Source organism: Silvimonas soli (assembly GCF_030035605.1).
Classification (GTDB): Bacteria; Pseudomonadota; Gammaproteobacteria; order Burkholderiales; family Chitinibacteraceae; genus Silvimonas; species Silvimonas soli.
Genome location: NZ_CP106736.1, coordinates 94,443 through 111,439, shown reverse-complemented (window position 1 = coordinate 111,439; position 16,997 = coordinate 94,443). Strand labels below are relative to the sequence as shown.

The 16,997-nt window shown below is 57.9% G+C and carries 15 protein-coding genes and 1 riboswitch; of the genes, 9 read left to right on the top strand and 6 right to left on the bottom strand.

Features of this window, described 5'->3' with window-relative positions; all coding sequences use genetic code 11:
* Positions 1 to 147: 147 nt before the first annotated feature.
* Both N7220_RS00440 and N7220_RS00435 read right to left on the bottom strand, forming a co-directional pair.
* Positions 148 to 1,896 carry a DEAD/DEAH box helicase gene (locus N7220_RS00440; protein ID WP_283149502.1) on the bottom strand — a complete coding sequence of 583 codons (1,749 nt, stop codon included), beginning with the start codon at positions 1,894 to 1,896 and terminating at the stop codon, positions 148 to 150.
* 262 nt (positions 1,897 to 2,158) lie between these two features.
* Positions 2,159 to 3,058: a mechanosensitive ion channel family protein gene (locus tag N7220_RS00435; protein ID WP_283149501.1), complete on the bottom strand. Its 900-nt coding sequence runs from the start codon at positions 3,056 to 3,058 to the stop codon at positions 2,159 to 2,161.
* A 182-nt stretch (positions 3,059 to 3,240) separates the two neighbouring features.
* Here N7220_RS00435 and N7220_RS00430 point away from each other — a divergent pair, with 182 nt between their 5' ends.
* From N7220_RS00430 to N7220_RS00420, 3 genes are all read left to right on the top strand, one after another.
* Positions 3,241 to 3,570, top strand: coding sequence for a DMT family transporter (locus tag N7220_RS00430; protein ID WP_283149500.1), 330 nt, complete (start codon positions 3,241 to 3,243; stop codon positions 3,568 to 3,570).
* 196 nt (positions 3,571 to 3,766) lie between these two features.
* Positions 3,767 to 4,753 (top strand): FecR family protein, encoded by a 987-nt coding sequence (locus N7220_RS00425; protein ID WP_283149499.1) that lies wholly within the window; start codon positions 3,767 to 3,769, stop codon positions 4,751 to 4,753.
* A gap of 93 nt (positions 4,754 to 4,846) precedes the next feature.
* Complete coding sequence (locus N7220_RS00420; RefSeq protein WP_283149498.1) at positions 4,847 to 5,320, top strand: WbuC family cupin fold metalloprotein; 474 nt, start codon at positions 4,847 to 4,849, stop codon at positions 5,318 to 5,320.
* 25 nt (positions 5,321 to 5,345) lie between these two features.
* On the opposite strand, the gene N7220_RS00415 is transcribed toward N7220_RS00420, so the two are convergent.
* Both N7220_RS00415 and N7220_RS00410 read right to left on the bottom strand, forming a co-directional pair.
* Complete coding sequence (locus N7220_RS00415) at positions 5,346 to 5,717, bottom strand: hypothetical protein (RefSeq protein ID WP_283149497.1); 372 nt, start codon at positions 5,715 to 5,717, stop codon at positions 5,346 to 5,348.
* Between the two features lie 186 nt (positions 5,718 to 5,903).
* Entirely contained in the window at positions 5,904 to 6,362 is a 459-nt protein-coding gene (locus tag N7220_RS00410; protein WP_283149496.1) for a VOC family protein, read from the bottom strand.
* Positions 6,363 to 6,645: 283 nt separating this feature from the next.
* Positions 6,646 to 6,809, top strand: a riboswitch (guanidine-I (ykkC/yxkD leader).
* 78 nt (positions 6,810 to 6,887) lie between these two features.
* Between N7220_RS00410 and N7220_RS00405 the strand changes: the two genes are divergently transcribed.
* The 6 genes from N7220_RS00405 (at position 6,888) to uca (ending at position 14,914) form a co-directional block, all read left to right on the top strand.
* The gene (locus N7220_RS00405) at positions 6,888 to 7,877 is read left to right on the top strand and encodes an ABC transporter substrate-binding protein (protein WP_283149495.1); all 990 of its coding nucleotides are present in this window, start codon (positions 6,888 to 6,890) and stop codon (positions 7,875 to 7,877) included.
* A gap of 95 nt (positions 7,878 to 7,972) precedes the next feature.
* On the top strand, positions 7,973 to 8,815 hold the full coding sequence (locus N7220_RS00400; RefSeq protein ID WP_283149494.1) for an ABC transporter permease: 843 nt from the start codon (positions 7,973 to 7,975) through the stop codon (positions 8,813 to 8,815).
* A 6-nt stretch (positions 8,816 to 8,821) separates the two neighbouring features.
* Positions 8,822 to 9,655 (top strand): ABC transporter ATP-binding protein, encoded by an 834-nt coding sequence (locus N7220_RS00395; RefSeq protein WP_283149493.1) that lies wholly within the window; start codon positions 8,822 to 8,824, stop codon positions 9,653 to 9,655.
* A gap of 46 nt (positions 9,656 to 9,701) precedes the next feature.
* Positions 9,702 to 10,508: an urea amidolyase associated protein UAAP1 gene (locus N7220_RS00390; RefSeq protein ID WP_283149492.1), complete on the top strand. Its 807-nt coding sequence runs from the start codon at positions 9,702 to 9,704 to the stop codon at positions 10,506 to 10,508.
* A gap of 15 nt (positions 10,509 to 10,523) precedes the next feature.
* A complete protein-coding gene (locus N7220_RS00385) occupies positions 10,524 to 11,177 on the top strand; it encodes an urea amidolyase associated protein UAAP2 (protein WP_283149491.1) in 654 nt (217 codons plus the stop codon).
* Between the two features lie 128 nt (positions 11,178 to 11,305).
* Positions 11,306 to 14,914: an urea carboxylase gene (uca, locus tag N7220_RS00380; protein ID WP_283149490.1), complete on the top strand. Its 3,609-nt coding sequence runs from the start codon at positions 11,306 to 11,308 to the stop codon at positions 14,912 to 14,914.
* Positions 14,915 to 14,924: 10 nt separating this feature from the next.
* Here uca and maiA read toward each other — a convergent pair whose 3' ends face one another.
* Positions 14,925 to 15,590 (bottom strand): maleylacetoacetate isomerase, encoded by a 666-nt coding sequence (gene maiA, locus N7220_RS00375; RefSeq protein ID WP_283149489.1) that lies wholly within the window; start codon positions 15,588 to 15,590, stop codon positions 14,925 to 14,927.
* A 49-nt stretch (positions 15,591 to 15,639) separates the two neighbouring features.
* Positions 15,640 to 16,971 carry a fumarylacetoacetase gene (fahA, locus tag N7220_RS00370; RefSeq protein ID WP_283149488.1) on the bottom strand — a complete coding sequence of 444 codons (1,332 nt, stop codon included), beginning with the start codon at positions 16,969 to 16,971 and terminating at the stop codon, positions 15,640 to 15,642.
* Positions 16,972 to 16,997 lie beyond the last annotated feature (26 nt).

Here is a 16,997-nt window from a genome sequence, read left to right as displayed (position 1 = left end):
CCGGTCAATCAGGCTGACAGTTTGGCAGCAGGCAAACAAGCCGCAATATTGCCGCTTGCTCTAGCTGTTTGAATTGTTTGCCGAGGTTTACCCATAAAAAATGCCTCCCGAGGGAGGCATTTTTACGAGACGTAAACCAGTGTTGGTTTATTCGCCCGAACGATCACCACGCGGAGCGAAGTTGCTACGCGGACGACGTGGTTCGCTACCGAAACGGTCGTCACGACGTTGGCCACCGAAGCCGCCTTCCTTGCGAGCGCCATCACGTGGAGCAGCGCCAGCTGGGCGTGGTGCATTGTTGAACTCACGCTTTTCGCCAGAGAAACCGCCTTCACGTTTCTGACCAGCATAACCACCACGATTGTTGTCGCGGTTGTAGCCACCTTCACGCGGAGCGGAGTCACGGTTGAAACCGCCTTCGCGCGGTGCGGAATCACGGTTGAAACCACCTTCACGCGGGGCATTCGAGTTGCCACGATAGCCGCCTTCAGCACTGCGTGGACGACCTTCGTAACCGCCACGATCCGGGCGTGGAGCAAAGCTGTTGTCACGCGGAGCATGTTCGCGAGCATCACCGAAACGGGCGCCGGCTTCGCGTGGCTTGTTGCCAGCGTAACCTGGGCGATCACCGCCGCCGTGGCGCGGACGATCACCGTGCGGACGACCAGCACCACCACCAGCAGGACGACGCTCATCAGTGCGGCGAGCGCCCGGCTGGAAGCGAGCTTCCAGGCCTTCCATGACCATGGTGCCGAAATCGATCTGATAACGCTTTTTGATGCGAGTCAGCAGAACGAAGTCGTTACGGGTAACCAGCGACACAGCGCGGCCACTACGACCGGCACGACCGGTACGGCCAATGCGGTGGATGTAGTCTTCCGAGAAACGTGGCAGATCAAAGTTGATCACCTGGCCGATACCGGCAACGTCAATACCGCGAGCGGCAACGTCGGTGGCAACCAGCAGGTCAATTTCGCCGCGGTGCAGACGATCCAGCACTTTACGACGGCTGCGTTGCGGCAGATCGCCGTGCATTGCATCAGCGCGCAGACCAGCAATGCGCAACCAGTCAGCGATGCCATCGGCGTCTGCTTTGGTAGCAGTAAAGACAATGGATTGCGAACCAGCCAGCGATTCAGCCAGTGCAGCGGTCAGCTTGAGCTTGTGCTCGTAGCCGTCAGCGTAATGCACGGATTGTTCGACGTTGGCAGTCGGCAGACCTTGCGGTGCCAGTTCAATCTTGCGTGGGTCACGCAGCATTGGACGAGCGAAGTCTTGCACTGTTTCCGACAAAGTAGCGGAGAACAGGGCGGTCTGACGTTCTGGAGGCAGTTCAGCAACGATGGTTTCGATATCGTCAATGAAGCCCATGTCCAGCATACGGTCGGCTTCGTCCAGTACCAGCATTTCCAGGCGACGGAAGTCGATACGACCACTGCGCATCAGATCCATCAGGCGACCTGGGGTAGCCACGACGATTTCAACCGGCTGAGCCAGTTGTTTGTGTTGCAGCGGGTAAGGAACACCACCCACCAGGCTAACTACTTTGCAACGCGGAATGCGGCGAGCAAAAGCGGTAGCAACCTTGGAAACTTGTTCTGCCAGTTCACGAGTAGGGGTCAGCACCAGAACGCGTGGGCCTTTACCGTGATGTTTTGGCGGACGTGCCAGACGATTCAATGCTGGCAGCAAGAAAGCTGCGGTCTTGCCGGTACCAGTCTGGGCGGATGCCATCAAATCGTGGCCTTCCAGCAAAACAGGAATGGCGGAAGCTTGAACTGGAGTCGGTGCGGTCAGGCCTTGAGCGGTCAGTTCCTGAACGATTTCAGTGGCGAGTCCGAGCGACGAGAAAGAGAGGTCCTGATCCTGAGCCGGATCATGGGCTGCGTGCGACATGATTATTTCCTGGTTACGGTTGGCCAGCTACAAAACTGTGCTGGCGGGCATCGACCTAACCAAAGAGACAACCGCAATCAAAATCGAACGCAGGGCGGCAAACAGGTCAGGGGGCGATGAAATATTTCAAAGGGCTGGCCGTGCCATCCCTGGGCGAAGGGCCGGAATATACCTATAAACGACTGATGATGCAAGGTAAATTGGGAAAAATCTTATAAATGGGTGAAATGCGCGCCAGGCATGTCAGTACACCCGCTGTTCTTCAAGCCTTGTTGACTCTGGGTTTGTCTGCGCTTTTGCGGGTTGGCAGACTTTCATCGGGAGTGATGGGTAAAGGCGACATATGCCGTAAAAAGTCTCGCAAAATTGCTTGTTCAATACGGGCGCGCTGCCCCAATGGCACCGGCAATTGCAATTGCAGGTTGATTGCCTCGCGGTCATCCAGCGACACGCGCACGCGTGGTTCGGTAGGCGGCGTGTCGACGGCGTAGTTGCGTTCCAGTTCGCGGACATGGTTAGCCAGATCGGGCGCGTAGTCGGCAATGGCGTGCGCGCCAGCTTGCAACAAGGCCGCCTCCGCCTGCGCCCAGTCTTGTTCGCGGTTGATGGCGACATGCACGGTTTGCAGCACATAGGCGCCCAGCATGGTTTCGTTGTAAACGGCCTGCGACAAAAACAGCGAATTGGGAATGACCACGCCACGACCAACTGTGCCTTTGTGCGGAACGGCGGCGCTAGACTCAATCACCGTGGTGTTCAGCAGATTCATATCTATTACCCGGCCGCGAATGCCGCCGATCTCGATGCGGTCACCCACTTCAAACGCGCGACTGGTGGTGCGGTAGATCGAGCCCAGGATACACATGATGATTTCTTTGGTGCCGATCACAATGGCTGCCGCAATGGCGACCAGCGAAACGGCAAAGGCTTCGATCTCGTGCCCCCAGATCACCACCGTACCCAACACAAACAGCACCAGCGCCGCATTGCGGGAGTAAACCATCAATCGGCGCTTGTCTTCGGGGCGAAGTTTGTCACGACCCAGAATGGCGCGGCGGATCATGGAGTGCGCCAGGAACAGCACGGCAATCAATACTAGCGAGATGATCAAATCACGCAAGAAAGCGACGTCGGTGGTAGCGTTGAGTAAATCTTTGATCATATTCAGTCAGAGGCAAGGCAATCAGGCCATTGTAGCAGGCCATCCAGATGACCTTGTCGCGCACCTTGGCGGTGCTTGTATTTGATATACGTCAAGCCAAAAGCTGACAACCACAAAACTTGACGGACAGGGGCCAGCTTGCTGGAATGGCCGGTCGCACCGCATGACAAGGAAATAACGCGATGAATTGGGGCTGGCTTGCCATTGCCATTGTGGCCGAAGTGATTGCCACCTCCGCGCTGAAGGCGGCAGAGGGATTCACCCGGCTGTGGCCGTCCATCATTGTGGTGATCGGCTACGTGATCGCGTTTTATTGCCTGTCGCTCACTTTGCGCAGCATTCCGGTCGGTCTGGTCTACGCCATCTGGTCAGGCGTGGGCATCGTGCTGATCTCGGTGGTTGGGTATTTCGCTTATCGGCAAAGTCTGGATTGGCCTGCAATATTGGGCCTGACTTTGATTATTGCAGGTGTGGTCGTCATTAACGTGTTTTCAAAATCGATCGCTCATTGACGCCTGGTTGATGATGTGCGGTGCCGCAAGTAGTCGCCAAACCCGGTATTAGCGCCGATTTAGAGCACACCAACAACCCGCACGTTGCGCAGCGAACTGCAACGATACGCATTTGCTTGTTACATACGGCTGGCACGACCTCTGCCAGACTATCCAGAATAAGGAGTTCCGGTGCCCGCGCCGGAGGAGGCCATTGATGTCCATTGCTAAACTATTACTCACTGCCGTTCTGCTTACCTGTCTACCACTGGCTGCATTTGCAGCGTCGGGTCGGGTTGCCGCTCTGGGCGGGCTGGTTACAGCCGCCGGCAGCAGCGGCCAGACCGTCGTTTTACACAAGGGGGACGCGGTCAACAAAGGGGATGTCATTACCACAGACGCCAATAGCTGGGTGGTCTTGAGCATGGAAGACGGCGCGAGCCTGACCTTGCGCCCCAAGGCCAAGCTGCGGATCGTCGATTATGTGTATGATCCGGACAATCCTCAAAATGGCCGCAGCTGGCTCACCTTGTTGCAAGGCGCATTGCGCTCAGTGACCGGGGCGATCGGCAAGCTCAATCACGCCAGCTACCAACTCACCACCCCTACGGCCACTATCGGAATACGGGGCACCGATTACGATGTTGACGTCGTTCCGGCCGGCAATAGCGAAGGCTTTGCGCCCGGCACCTATCACACGGTACATGCCGGCGGCACGGTGTTCAAAGGCCAGGATGGCCAGTCCATCAACGTCAAGCCGAGTCAGGATGTATTTACCGGTAGCGGCTCTCCCCACCCGCGCCGCATGCAGGCCCGCCAGCGCAGCGTCTGGACCGACATTGGCAACTTCGATTTTAAAGAGAAGATTTCCGGTGTGCTCGATGACCTGCATCAGCGCATCAACGGCGGCTACACGCTGAATCTGCAAAAACTCAATCGTGGTCGTGACCAGGTCCAGCGTTATCTTGATCGCCATCCGGATGAGGCCGCGCGTCGTGGCCTGTTGCAATCTGCCGGGCGCCAGGCAGCACCCGAGTCCGCCATGCAGTCACGGCTACAGCACGGAAAATGGCATCCAGGCGAGCCGTATTTTGCGCCAGGCTCGCCTGAAAGCGGCAATCCCAACAAGCATCACGGGACGAGCCAGCAGCAACACTATAAAGAGCCGCGTGAAAGCGAAAAGCACGGGTCCGGCAATAAGTAAACCAAACCATAAAGGCCAGAGCCTGTTGGAGATGCGCAGTCACGCTCCGTCAGCGGAAGGCCACAAAACAACCAGAAGGGCAGCGGCCACAACATGAAGCAAATTAATCGGCAAAAACTCAGCGAACTGGCATCCACCGCCGCGGCCTCACCGCGTCTGCGTGCCAATTTCAATCTGCACCCAGAACTTGCTGATCCGATTCAGCGTCTGGCCATTGCCATGGAACCGGGCACCTACGTGCGCCCGCATCGCCACCCGCACACCTGGGAATTATTGTTTCCGCTGCAAGGGCGTTTTCTGGTGCTGCATTTTGATGAAGCGGGAAAGGTGATTGATCGCGCCATCCTGGGCGAAGGCGCTGCCATTCTGGAAACGCCAGCCGGGCAGTGGCATGCGGTGTTGTCGCTGGATGAGGGCGGGGTGATCTTTGAGGTCAAGCACGGCCCGTATCAAGCCATTGCTGAGCAGGACTATACATCCTGGTCGCCAGCCGAAGGCGAGCCTGGCGTAGTGGCGCTGATGGCCTGGTATGCCACGGCCCAGATTGGCGACCGTTACGGCAACTAATCGCGCGCCTTAATCGGGCGGCGGATTAGCCAAGCTCGCGAAAGCCTTCGCTGTTGGCTGGCGTCGAGTGCGCCACTTGCCCGTAAACGCTGGACGGAGAGGCAACAGGCGAACCCTGTGCGCCACCGCCAGAACGATTGGCAATGCGGTTTTCCACCTTCATTTGCCGCAGCCAGTCTTGGGTGGAGCGCTCGGGCAGCGCCAGCAGCAAAGGTTCAGGCGCTGCTGCTGGCAGACCATTGGCTGGATCCTCTGCATTGGCCGCGTCACTGCTGCGGGCATAGTTTGCTTTAGAGCCCGACGAATTCAGTCGCGCTTGCGGTGTGTTGGTTTTGGCGTGAACAGCTGCCGAGCCCACGATGGCAGCCGCGATGCCGCTGCCACGTAGTTCGATCATGGGAGCGCTCCGGTTGTGTAACGTCAATTATCGGAGCTTTCTCCTTGATTTTTCTGTAAATTCTTGCGCATCATCAATAGTAAATATTGATGATGTTGCGGGGTTTCTGCACGCAACTCACCGCGCCCGACGCAGGGGGCACCAAAAATAGCCTTCCACCCCAAAGTGTGCCGCCAGCCCTGCTAATCAGCACATCTCGGCGGAGCGGCGAGCCAGTTCTTCCGGCGAAACATCTTCCACATGCGTGGATATATGCCAGGAATAGCCATCCGGATCTTCCACCGAGCCAGAGCGGTCGCCGTAAAACTGGTTCGCCACCGCGCGCTGTAATTTGGCCCCGGCCTGCGTCGCCTGAGCCACCCTGGCATCCACATCCGTCACATACAGCACCATGCTCACCGGTGAGCCGCCGATGGTTTTCGGGCTGCGCGCATTCCATTGCGGGTTTTCACTGGTCAACATGAACACTGCACCGTCGATTTCTATTTCCGCATGCATGATCTTGCCGTCCTTGCCATGCACGCGCAGGCGTTCAACTGCGCCAAATGCATTTTTATAAAACTCGATTGCCGCAGAGGCATCACCGCTGATGAGGTAAGGCGTAATGGCTTGATAGCCATCGGGGATGGGTTTGACCGTAGACATATTGAATCTCCTGATTGGAAAGGACTGGAAAGATATCCGTCATTCGGGATTGGCACGTGCACCAATAAATGACATGGACATGATCTATTGCACCAAAATAACGCTAGTCAAATTTGTGGCTTGCATGAGGTTTTCTTCGTGAACGGCAAGTCGGCTCATTAAAAAATAGAAACAAAAACAGCAGGTTGGATGGTTATTTTTAGAGTCCGACATCTGGCAGGCTCGGTCAGGCATGCCCTTTGCATAGATAACAGCACGAGAGGTGCGACACGTTCGCATCGTCTTACAGGAAAGCTAGGGTTCCGGTCCCGTTTACGGGATGAACAAGAATTGCCAACCCATACTGCGGCGCATATGTCGCAAGGCTGTTGGTAGTTCCAACTGGTCCGAGAGCGTTCCGGCCTCCATCGTTTGGGGGCTCCACGGCGGGACAAAAGCCCGGGAGGTCGCGACAGATACAGCTGTTCTGTTGAACGGTGTCTGCCCGCCTCTCGTGCGCAAAATTTGTCCACCAGGAGCCTTGCCATGTCAGTACGTCACGTATCTCGTCGCATCCTCTGTAGCATCGCTGCTGTTTCGTTCACGCTGTTTTCTGCGTGGTCACCGCTGGCACGCGCCGAAGTCAAAGTCGGTGTTTCCGACTGGCCGGGCTGGGTGGCTTGGTATGTGGCCGAGCAAAACGGCTACTTCAAGAAATATGGCGCCGACGTCAAACTGGTCTGGTTTGCCAACTACACCGACTCTATTTCCGCGCTGTCGAGCGGGCAGCTCGATGCCAACTCGCAAACCTGGTCCGACACCATGGCGCCGCTAGCCAAGGGCGTACCAGTCAAAGCCGTGCTGGTTAACGACAACTCGTTTGGCAACGATGCCTTGATGGTCAACGCCAAGATCAAGACGTTTGCTGATCTGAAGGGCAAAACCATCGCGCTGGAACAGTTCAGCATCTCGCACTTTGTGCTGGTGACTGCGCTGGAAAAACACGGCATGTCGCTCAAAGATGTGAAGATCACCAACCTGGCTGCCGGTGATGCCGCAGCCGCCTTTATGGCGGGCCGGGTCGATGCCGCCGTGGTGTGGAATCCGTGGGTTAACAGCATCGAAACCTCCGGCACCGGCCATGCGCTGTTCACTTCCAAAGACATGCCTGGTTTGATCCCCGATTTGCTGGTGGCGCAAGACAAAGCCATTGCCAGCAAGCGCAAAGACCTGGTTGGCATGATAAAGGCCTGGTACGACGCGCAGGCCTATATCGCGGCACATCCGGATGAGTCGGCCAAGATCATGTCCAAAGTCGTCAGCATGAAACCGGCTGAATACAAATCCTTCCTGCCTGGTACGCGTTTCTTTAACGCCAAAGACAATGCAGATGCGTTCAACCCGGCCAGCCCGACTTCGCTGATGGCCGTTGCACCAACCATTAACAAGTTCCTGCTGGAAAACAAGCTGGTCGATGGCAAGCCAGACTTTGCCAAAGGTCTGGATGGCTCGCTGGTGAAAGAGGCCACTCGCTAAGCCGGTGCCATCTTGTGCCGACTGGCTAAGGCTGGTCGGCGGTGACACCTGAACCCGAGCGAGTCGAACTGCACTTCAGCAAACAAGGAAATTTCATGTCTGCCCCTGAAACCATACCGCCCGGCAAACTTGCCACACCATTGCGCCGCCGCAGTCGCTTCTGGGTCATTCGCGGCCAGCTAAACCGCCATGAATACGCCGCCATTGCCTTGATTGGCCTGCTGTTGCCGCTGCTGGTCTGGTGGGGAATGTCTGCCGCAGAGCTGGTCTCTCCTGTGTTTTTGCCGACGCCGCTCAAGGTATTGCAACGGCTGGTGCAGTGGTGGACTGAAGACGATCTGGCCGCCGACATGAGCATTAGCGCGTGGCGGGTCATTGGCGGCTGGGCGCTGTCGCTGGTGTTTGCGCTGCCAATTGGCTTGCTGATTGGCACGTTCCGCCCGGTGCAAGCCTTGCTGGAGCCGCTCACCGACTTTATTCGCTACATGCCTGCCGTGGCATTTGTGCCACTGGTGATGCTGTGGGTGGGGATTGATGAAGGTGCCAAAGTGGCGGTGATCTTTATCGGTACGTTTTTCCAGATGGTACTGATGGTGGCCGAAGACGTCCGCCGTGTGCCAGACACCCAGATCGAGGCCGCCCAAACCATGGGCGCAACTCGTGGCGAGATCATCAAACTGGTGATCGTGCCTTCGGCCAAACCGGCTTTGCTGGACACCCTGCGCATCACCATGGGCTGGGCGTGGACGTATCTGGTAGTGGCTGAGCTGGTTGCGGCCAACTCCGGCGTGGGTTTCTCCATTCTGAAAGCGCAGCGCTTTTTGCAGACCGACAAGATTTTTGCCGGGATTTTGCTAATCGGCGCGATGGGGCTGGTGATTGATCAAGCCTTCCGCCTGTTACACCGCAAAGCCTTTCCGTGGCTGGCCAAGAGGTAATTTGCCATGACTGAAAAAATCGCAATTCGCGGAGTGAGCAAGGTGTTTGGCGAGGGCACCCACGCGGTGCAAGCCTTGCAAAATGCCAATCTGGATATCGCCAGTAACGAGTTCATCACCTTTGTGGGGGCGTCGGGCTGTGGCAAATCCACGCTATTGCGCATGCTGGGTGGACTGGAAACACAAACCAGCGGTGACATCCTGGTCGATGGCGCCAGTATTGACGGCCCCGGCGCGGATCGGGCCATGGTGTTTCAGCACTACAGCCTGTATCCGTGGCTGAACGTGGTCGACAACATCAAGTTTAGCCGCCAACTCAGCATCAACCACCGCGATCGCACCTCGGCGGATGTGGAACAAGCCAGTGGCCGCGCCGATGCCTTGTTGAGCCTGATGGGCCTGACCGCCGCTGCGAAAAAATATCCGGCGCAATTGTCTGGCGGCATGCAGCAACGCGTGGCCATCGCCCGCGCCTTGATGAGCAAACCACGCATTCTGCTGATGGATGAACCGTTTGGCGCGCTGGATGCGCAAACCCGTGAAGTGATGCATGACCTGATCTGCCACGTGCGGCGACTCGAAGACGTCACCATCGTATTTGTGACGCACGACGTGGAAGAAGCCATTTATCTGGGTGACCGGGTAGTGCTGATGGCGCCGCGCCCTGGCCGTATCGACACCATTTACGACGTGCCGTTGCCCGCCGCGCGCAATCAGGACATGAAACTCGCGCCGGAATTCACGCAGCTCAAGCGCGAAATCCTCAACCGGATTCGTGATACCTCTGGCATGAAAACCGACCTGGAGCAGCTGCAAAAGCTGTCGGGTCTGGTTGCCTGAGCTTCTGATTTTTGATGATTGATTTGCAGTAAGAAGGAGCGCCTGCATGGAACACTTTCTGGATACGCCAGCCAACCCGCCAGCGACTGATCCGGTCGATGCCCCGGCTTTCTGGGCGCGTTTCGCACCAGATTTACCCGCCGATCAAGTGTTGTGGTCAGAGATCATGCCCGGTGGTGCGCATTGGTCTTGCATCATGCCGCGCGGCAGCAGCCTGCGCATTGTGGATCTGGAAGGCGGCGCGAATCTGTCGCTGGTGTTGTACAGCGCCCGCGAGAAACTGGAACGCTACAGCATGCCCGATTCGCTCAAAGCCCAGCACACCGCGCATTACAGTCGTGGCCATGTACTGATGAGCGATATGGGCCGTTCGCTGGCGTCTTTCACCGCAGATTCGGTCGGCTGGCATGACCCGATGGGTGCATTACTGGATGCCGCCACTTGCGCGCGCAAATATGGTCAGCGCAATTTTGAAGCGGCCCGCAACGCCATGTATCGCAACGGCAAAGACGGCTTGTTGATTGAGATTGGTAAATACGGCCTTACCAAACGCGACCTGATCGCGCCGGTCAATTTGTTCAGCAAAGTCGCCGTGGATGAAGAAGGGCGCTTTGCCTTCGCCCATAACCATAGTGCTGCCGGGGATTTCGTCGAGTTGCGCTTTGATATGGACACGCTGATTGCGTACTCCAGCGCGCCGCATCCGCTAGACCCGAACCCCGAATATGCGCCCAGGAAAATTGGTCTGGCTGCATGGCGCTCCGGCGTCGCCGCCAAAGACGATTTCTGCCGCCAGTTCCGCCCGGAAAACGCCCGTGCGCTGCATAACGCCGACATGCAATACCTGGCTTGATCGAGGAAACCCAAGATGACCGCTGCCGCCATCCGCATTTTTGAAAGCTCGCTACAACCCGCTGCCGCCACGCTGGATCACTACCAGCCCGCTGGCGAGCCGTGGCTGCATGAAGTCAAAAAAGGCCAGACCCTGCGCATTGTTGATCTGGAAGGCAACCAGGCCGCCGATGTTATCTTCTACAACAGCCAGGATGTGAGCGAGCACTACAGCGCCAGCAACACTATGCTGCAACAGGGCGGCATCTACCTGACCACTGGCACGGTGCTGTACTCCAACGATGGCAATGCCATGCTGACCATCGTCGCCGATACCTGCGGTCGCCATGACACTTTGGGCGGTGCTTGCGCGGCGGAAAGCAACACCGTGCGTTATGCGCTGCAAAAGAAGTTCATGCACTCCTGCCGCGATAACTATTTGCTGGCCATTCAGCATGCCGATGTCGGCATCACCAAGCGTGATCTGGTGCCCAACATCAACTTCTTCATGAACGTGCCGGTCACTGCCGACGGCGGCCTGAGCTTTGCCGATGGCGTGTCCGCTCCGGGCAAATACGTGGAACTGCGCGCCGAAATGGATGTTTGGGTGTTGATCTCCAATTGCCCGCAGCTGAACAATCCCTGCAACGCCTACAATCCGACGCCGGTGCGATTGCTGGTGTGGAACTGATCTGAACGCGTTCGCACGCGGTGCGTGCAAACCCTACGCTCTGCAAAATAGTGCATAGCACGTCAGGACGACCTGGCGCTGCCCAGAACAAAAGCGGGACGACCCGCACGCCGTAAAAGGCCACCCATATGTTCAAGAAAGTCTTGATCGCCAATCGCGGAGAAATCGCCTGCCGCGTAATCCGCACCCTAAAAAAACTCGGTATCGCCTCCGTCGCGGTGTATTCCGAAGCCGATCGCCATGCGCAACATGTGCAAATGGCCGACGAAGCGATTTGTGTCGGCCCGGCCCCGGCCGCGCAGAGTTATTTGCTGGTCGATACCATTCTGGCTGCCGCCAAACAATGCGGCGCCGAGGCCATCCATCCTGGCTATGGTTTCTTGTCTGAAAACGCCGCATTTGCTGAAGCCTGCGCCGTCGCTGGCATCGTCTTCATTGGCCCCAAGCCCGAACACATGCGCGCCTTCGGGCTGAAGCACACCGCCCGCGAACTGGCCGAACAAAATGGCGTGCCACTGCTACCGGGTACTGGCCTGTTGTCTGGTGCAGATGAAGCAATCCGGCGCGCGCTAGAGATTGGTTATCCAGTCATGCTCAAAAGTACAGCCGGTGGCGGCGGCATTGGCATGCAGTTGTGTCGCGACGAAACGCAACTGGCGGATGCCTGGCAAACGGTGGAACGGCTTTCTAAAAACAACTTCAAAGATGGCGGCATTTATCTGGAGAAGTTTGTTGAACATGCTCGCCATATTGAAGTGCAAATCTTTGGCGACAGCGCTGGCAATGTCATCCACTTGGGTGAGCGCGATTGCTCCACCCAGCGCCGCAATCAGAAAGTCATCGAAGAAACGCCCGCGCCGCATCTGAGCGATGCGCAACGGCAAAACCTGTGCGACACCGCCGTGCAACTGGTGGGCGCCGTGGGTTATCAATCTGCGGGAACAGTCGAGTTTGTTTACGACACGCAATCGGGCCAGTTTTATTTTCTGGAGGTCAACACCCGGCTGCAGGTAGAGCACGGCGTTACCGAACTGGTTACTGGCGTCGATCTGATCGAGTGGATGCTGCTCACCGCCGCTGGCGAAGGCCCGGATCTGGCCGCGTATCGCCATCAGCCACAAGGCGCGGCGATGCAGGTGCGTGTGTACGCCGAGGATGCCAACAAGCAATTCCAGCCTTCATCCGGCTTGCTGACTGAGGTGGTTTTCCCCACCCAGGCCCGCGTCGATAGCTGGGTGGAGCGGGGCACAGATGTCCCGGCGTTTTATGACCCGCTGGTCGCCAAGATACTTACCCACGGCGCAGATCGCGCTGCGGCTTTGGGCCAAATGCAAAGCGCACTGGCCGCCACGCGGCTGGACGGCATTGAAACCAATCTGGATTATTTGCGGCAGATTCTGGCTGACGACGTTTTTGCCCAAGGTCGGCAAATCACCCGTTATCTGGCTAGCTTTGTTTACGCACCTGCCACGGTGGATGTGCTGGAAGCAGGCGTGCAAAGCAGCATTCAGGACTTCCCTGGCCGCACCGGCTACTGGGGCATCGGCGTACCGCCGTCTGGGCCGATGGATAGCCTGGCGATGCGTCTGGCCAATCAACTGGTCGGTAACGTAGCCTCTGCCGCTGCGCTGGAATTGACCATCGCCGGGCCGACGCTCAAGTTCAATTGCGCCACAACGATCGCGCTGACCGGCGCGGCCATGCGGGCGACGCTGGATGGTGAAAAGCTGCCACTGTGGCAAGCGGTGGAAGTAGCTGCAGGCAGCATCCTGCAAATCGGCGTGATTGATGGCGCGGGCTGCCGCAGTTATCTGGCCATCGCTGGCGGTTTCGATGTGCCCGATTACCTGGGCAGCAAAGCCACGTTTACCTTGGGCCAATTCGGCGGTCATGGCGGGCGTACCTTGCGGGCAGGCGATGTGCTGCATCTCGGGGCAACCCATGGCGCGCCCTTGCGGCTGGCAGCCGAAGCCATCCCCCAATATCCGCAGCAATGGGAAATCGCCGTGCTATACGGCCCGCACGGCGCACCTGATTTCTTTACCGACGCGGATGTCGAGATGTTCTTCGCCACCGATTGGGAGGTGCATTACAACTCCAGCCGCACCGGTGTGCGCTTGATCGGCCCCAAACCTGAGTGGGCCCGCACCGATGGCGGCGAGGCGGGCCTGCACCCATCCAACATCCACGACAACGCCTACGCCATTGGCGCGATTGATTTCACGGGCGACATGCCGGTGATTCTTGGCCCAGATGGCCCGAGTCTGGGCGGTTTCGTTTGCCCGGCGGTGATTGTGAATGCCGAGTTATGGAAGATGGGCCAATTACGCCCCGGCAATACCGTGCGCTTCAAACGGGTGAGTCAGGCCGATGCTGCCGCACTGGAAGTTGCCACCGAACAGTTGATCGCCACCATGGCCGCGCCGCTCCCGGTGACACTGTCTGGCGGCTTTGAAACATCGCCGGTAGTGCATCGCATCGCCGCGCGCGCCGATTGCCCGCCGATTGTGTGCCGCCAGGCTGGCGACAAATATCTGTTGGCCGAATATGGCCCGCTGGAACTGGATTTGAATCTGCGCTTGCGGGTGCAGGCGCTGTACAACTGGTTCGAAGCCGCGCAAGTGCCGGGGATGATTGATCTGACGCCGGGCATTCGCTCGCTGCAGTTCCACTACGAAAGCCGCGTGTTGCCGCTGGCGCGGTTGCTGGCGCTACTGGAACAAGCCGAAACCGAATTGCCGCCGATTGACGAGATGGAAGTGCCATCACGCATCGTGCATTTGCCCTTGAGTTGGGACGATGCCGCCACGCGGCTGGCGATTGAAAAGTATATGCAGTCGGTACGTCCGGATGCACCGTGGTGCCCAAGTAATATCGAATTCATCCGTCGTATCAATGGCTTGAAAGACATTGATGAAGTAAAACGTATCGTGTTCGACGCCAGCTATCTGGTCATGGGTCTGGGCGACGTTTACCTCGGTGCGCCGGTGGCGACGCCGCTGGACCCACGGCATCGGCTGGTGACCACTAAATACAACCCCGCCCGCACCTGGACACCGGAAAACGCCGTCGGCATCGGCGGTGCCTATATGTGCGTTTACGGCATGGAAGGTCCGGGCGGCTACCAGTTTGTTGGCCGCACCATCCAGATGTGGAATCGCCACAAAACCACGCAGGATTTTGTCGCGGGCAAACCGTGGTTACTGCGCTTTTTCGACCAGATCCGGTTTTATCCGGTTGGCGAGGCCGAGCTGCTGCAAATGCGCGAAGACTTTTTGCAAGGGCGCTTTGCCCTCAAGGTGGAACACACCACATTCAAGCTCGGTGACTACAACCGCTTTTTGCAAGAACACGCTGAATCCATTGCGCAATTCAAGGGTGTCCAGCAAGCCGCGTTTGATGCAGAGCGGGCGCATTGGGAGGCGACCGGCGCCAATGTCTACAGCCTTGAGCAAAGCGCAGCGCATGACGCAGCCGACGAACCTGCAGAACTGCCGGAAGGCGCGCGCCATGTTCCCAGCCAGGTGGCCGGGAACGTCTGGCAGGTGCCGGTGGCGGAGGGCGATCTGGTGCAAGCGGGCGATGTGATTGTGGTCGTCGAATCCATGAAAATGGAGATCAGCGTCACAGCCCCAGCCAGTGGCCGGATACTGAAGGTGCTATGCCAGTCCGGCACCGCAGTGGCGGCAGGGCAAAACCTGCTGGTGCTGCAGGCAGAAGAAGCGTTGGTGGTCTGATATCACTAGTTCAAGCCGCATCTGGCTGCGCTGCGGGCGCAGCCAGCCGGAAGGCTTCAAGTTCTGTGCAATGCTCGTAAATGGCCCGAATGCGCGGCAGGTTGGCCAGTGAACCACCAAAACGCAGGGCGTTGAATACTTGCGGGATCAAAAAGCAGTCGGCCAGAGTTGGTGTTTCGCCATGACAAAACAGGTCATTGGATGAATCCGCCAACATGGCTTCGACGGCTGTTAATCCCGCGTCAACCCAATGCCGATACCACTCCTGCCGCGCTTGTTCGCTGAGCCCAAGTGGCCCGGTTAGATACTGCAATACGCGCAGATTGTTGAGTGGATGAATCTCACAGCCGATAGTCAGTGCCAGCGCCCTGATTTTGGCTCTATCCATCGCAGTGCCGGGCAGTAGCGTAGGTTTGGGGGCGGTTTCTTCCAGATATTCGATAATCGCCAGCGACTGGGTCAGCACCACATGGTCGGCCACCAGCGCCGGCACCAGTCCGGTCGGATTTACGGCCAGGTATCCGGGGGAATGCTGTTCACCACCGTTATTGACCAGGTGGATCGGAACTGTGCGGTAATCCAGCCCTTTCAAATTGAGCGCAATGCGCACGCGATACGCCGCCGAGCTGCGAAAGTAGCTGTAAAGCACCAAGGGCTGTGGTGTGGCTCGGGACATGGTTTTCTCCTTGTTGATCCTTGCTGGCTGGATCAGTACTAACCACACATCAGCCTAGAGGCAGCGCAGGCAGGATTTGTCCGCTGCATTCACCAAAGCCGATGCGAACCGTGCCGGGTTTGGCGCACCAGGCGCGCAGGATGACTTCATCGCCGTCTTGCAGAAAAGTACGCGTTTCGCCATTGGCCAAAGTAATTGGCGCTTTGCCGCCCTGGGTCATTTCCAGTAGCGATCCGGCCTCATGTGATGATGGCCCGGACTGCGTGCCCGTACCCAGCAAATCGCCCGGCTGCAGATTGCAGCCATTAACGGTGTGATGCGCAATCATCTGCGCCACGCTCCAGTAGGCATAGCCAAAGTTGCTCAGGCCCAGCCGCTCGGGTGACGAGCCCGCATCACGCATGGCAGGAGTACAAATCAACGCTTCCATGGCGATATCATATGCACCTTGAGCGCGGTGAGCGGGCGAATCAAGATAAGGCAGCGGCTGCGGATCATCCACCGGGCGCGACCAGGCTTGGCGATACGGCACCAGCGCTTGGGTGGTGATAACCCATGGCGAAATGGTGCTGGCAAAGTTCTTGGCCAGAAACGGCCCCAACGGCTGGTATTCCCACGCTTGCAGATCACGCGCTGACCAGTCGTTGAGCAGGCACAGGCCAAATGCCTGACTTTCGGCCTCATCTAGCGCAATGCGTTGGCCCAAACCGTTACCGGTACCAATAAAAACGCCTAATTCCAGCTCAAAATCCATGCGCTTCGCCGGGCCGAAATCCGGTGCGACCGCGCCCGGCGCCAGCGTCTGACCCGTTGGCCGGGCAAAGCGCTGCCCGGAAACGCCAATCGATGATGCCCGTCCGTGATAGCCAATGGGCACCCATTTGTAATTGGGCATCAGTGGCTGATCTGGCCGGAATAACTTGCCGACGTTGGTGGCGTGATGAATCGACGTATAAAAGTCGGTGTAATCGCCAATGCGCGCGGGCAGGGCGAACTCAACCTGAAGTTGTGGGATGAGCATTGCCGCAAGTTGCTGCGCAACGGGCGATCCAACCCGCAGTGCGCGCGACAATACCAGCCGCAACGCAGACCACGCCGTGTGATCGAGCGCCATCAACGCATTCAGATTGGTCGATTGGCAGGCAGAACGTAACGCCGTTGGAGCGTTTTTTTCTTCGGCAGGTAAAACCAGATCAAGCGCGGCGGATAAATCCAGTACTTGATCGCCAATCGCCACACCAATTCGCAGCACTTCGGCCGTCGCCGCACGCCGGAACACCGCAAACGGCAGATTCTGGATCGGAAAGTCCGTTGCGCCGTCGTTGGCGCTGGCAACCCAACTGCGCTGTGCCGGATCATGGGTTTCATTCAATACGTACATGGCAAAGCCTCAATCGTTTGGTCTGG

Bases quoted from the DNA above. Each gene is read 5' to 3' on its own strand.
- N7220_RS00395 (WP_283149493.1), top strand. From the start codon at position 8,822: ATGACTGAAAAAATCGCAATTCGCGGAGTGAGCAAGGTGTTTGGCGAG.
- N7220_RS00405 (WP_283149495.1), top strand. From the start codon at position 6,888: ATGTCAGTACGTCACGTATCTCGTCGCATCCTCTGTAGCATCGCTGCT.
- N7220_RS00425 (WP_283149499.1), top strand. From the start codon at position 3,767: ATGTCCATTGCTAAACTATTACTCACTGCCGTTCTGCTTACCTGTCTA.
- N7220_RS00415 (WP_283149497.1), bottom strand. From the start codon at position 5,717: ATGATCGAACTACGTGGCAGCGGCATCGCGGCTGCCATCGTGGGCTCG.
- maiA (WP_283149489.1), bottom strand. From the start codon at position 15,590: ATGTCCCGAGCCACACCACAGCCCTTGGTGCTTTACAGCTACTTTCGC.
- uca (WP_283149490.1), top strand. From the start codon at position 11,306: ATGTTCAAGAAAGTCTTGATCGCCAATCGCGGAGAAATCGCCTGCCGC.
- N7220_RS00390 (WP_283149492.1), top strand. From the start codon at position 9,702: ATGGAACACTTTCTGGATACGCCAGCCAACCCGCCAGCGACTGATCCG.
- N7220_RS00435 (WP_283149501.1), bottom strand. From the start codon at position 3,058: ATGATCAAAGATTTACTCAACGCTACCACCGACGTCGCTTTCTTGCGT.
- N7220_RS00385 (WP_283149491.1), top strand. From the start codon at position 10,524: ATGACCGCTGCCGCCATCCGCATTTTTGAAAGCTCGCTACAACCCGCT.
- N7220_RS00410 (WP_283149496.1), bottom strand. From the start codon at position 6,362: ATGTCTACGGTCAAACCCATCCCCGATGGCTATCAAGCCATTACGCCT.
- fahA (WP_283149488.1), bottom strand. From the start codon at position 16,971: ATGTACGTATTGAATGAAACCCATGATCCGGCACAGCGCAGTTGGGTT.
- N7220_RS00420 (WP_283149498.1), top strand. From the start codon at position 4,847: ATGAAGCAAATTAATCGGCAAAAACTCAGCGAACTGGCATCCACCGCC.
- N7220_RS00440 (WP_283149502.1), bottom strand. From the start codon at position 1,896: ATGTCGCACGCAGCCCATGATCCGGCTCAGGATCAGGACCTCTCTTTC.
- N7220_RS00400 (WP_283149494.1), top strand. From the start codon at position 7,973: ATGTCTGCCCCTGAAACCATACCGCCCGGCAAACTTGCCACACCATTG.
- N7220_RS00430 (WP_283149500.1), top strand. From the start codon at position 3,241: ATGAATTGGGGCTGGCTTGCCATTGCCATTGTGGCCGAAGTGATTGCC.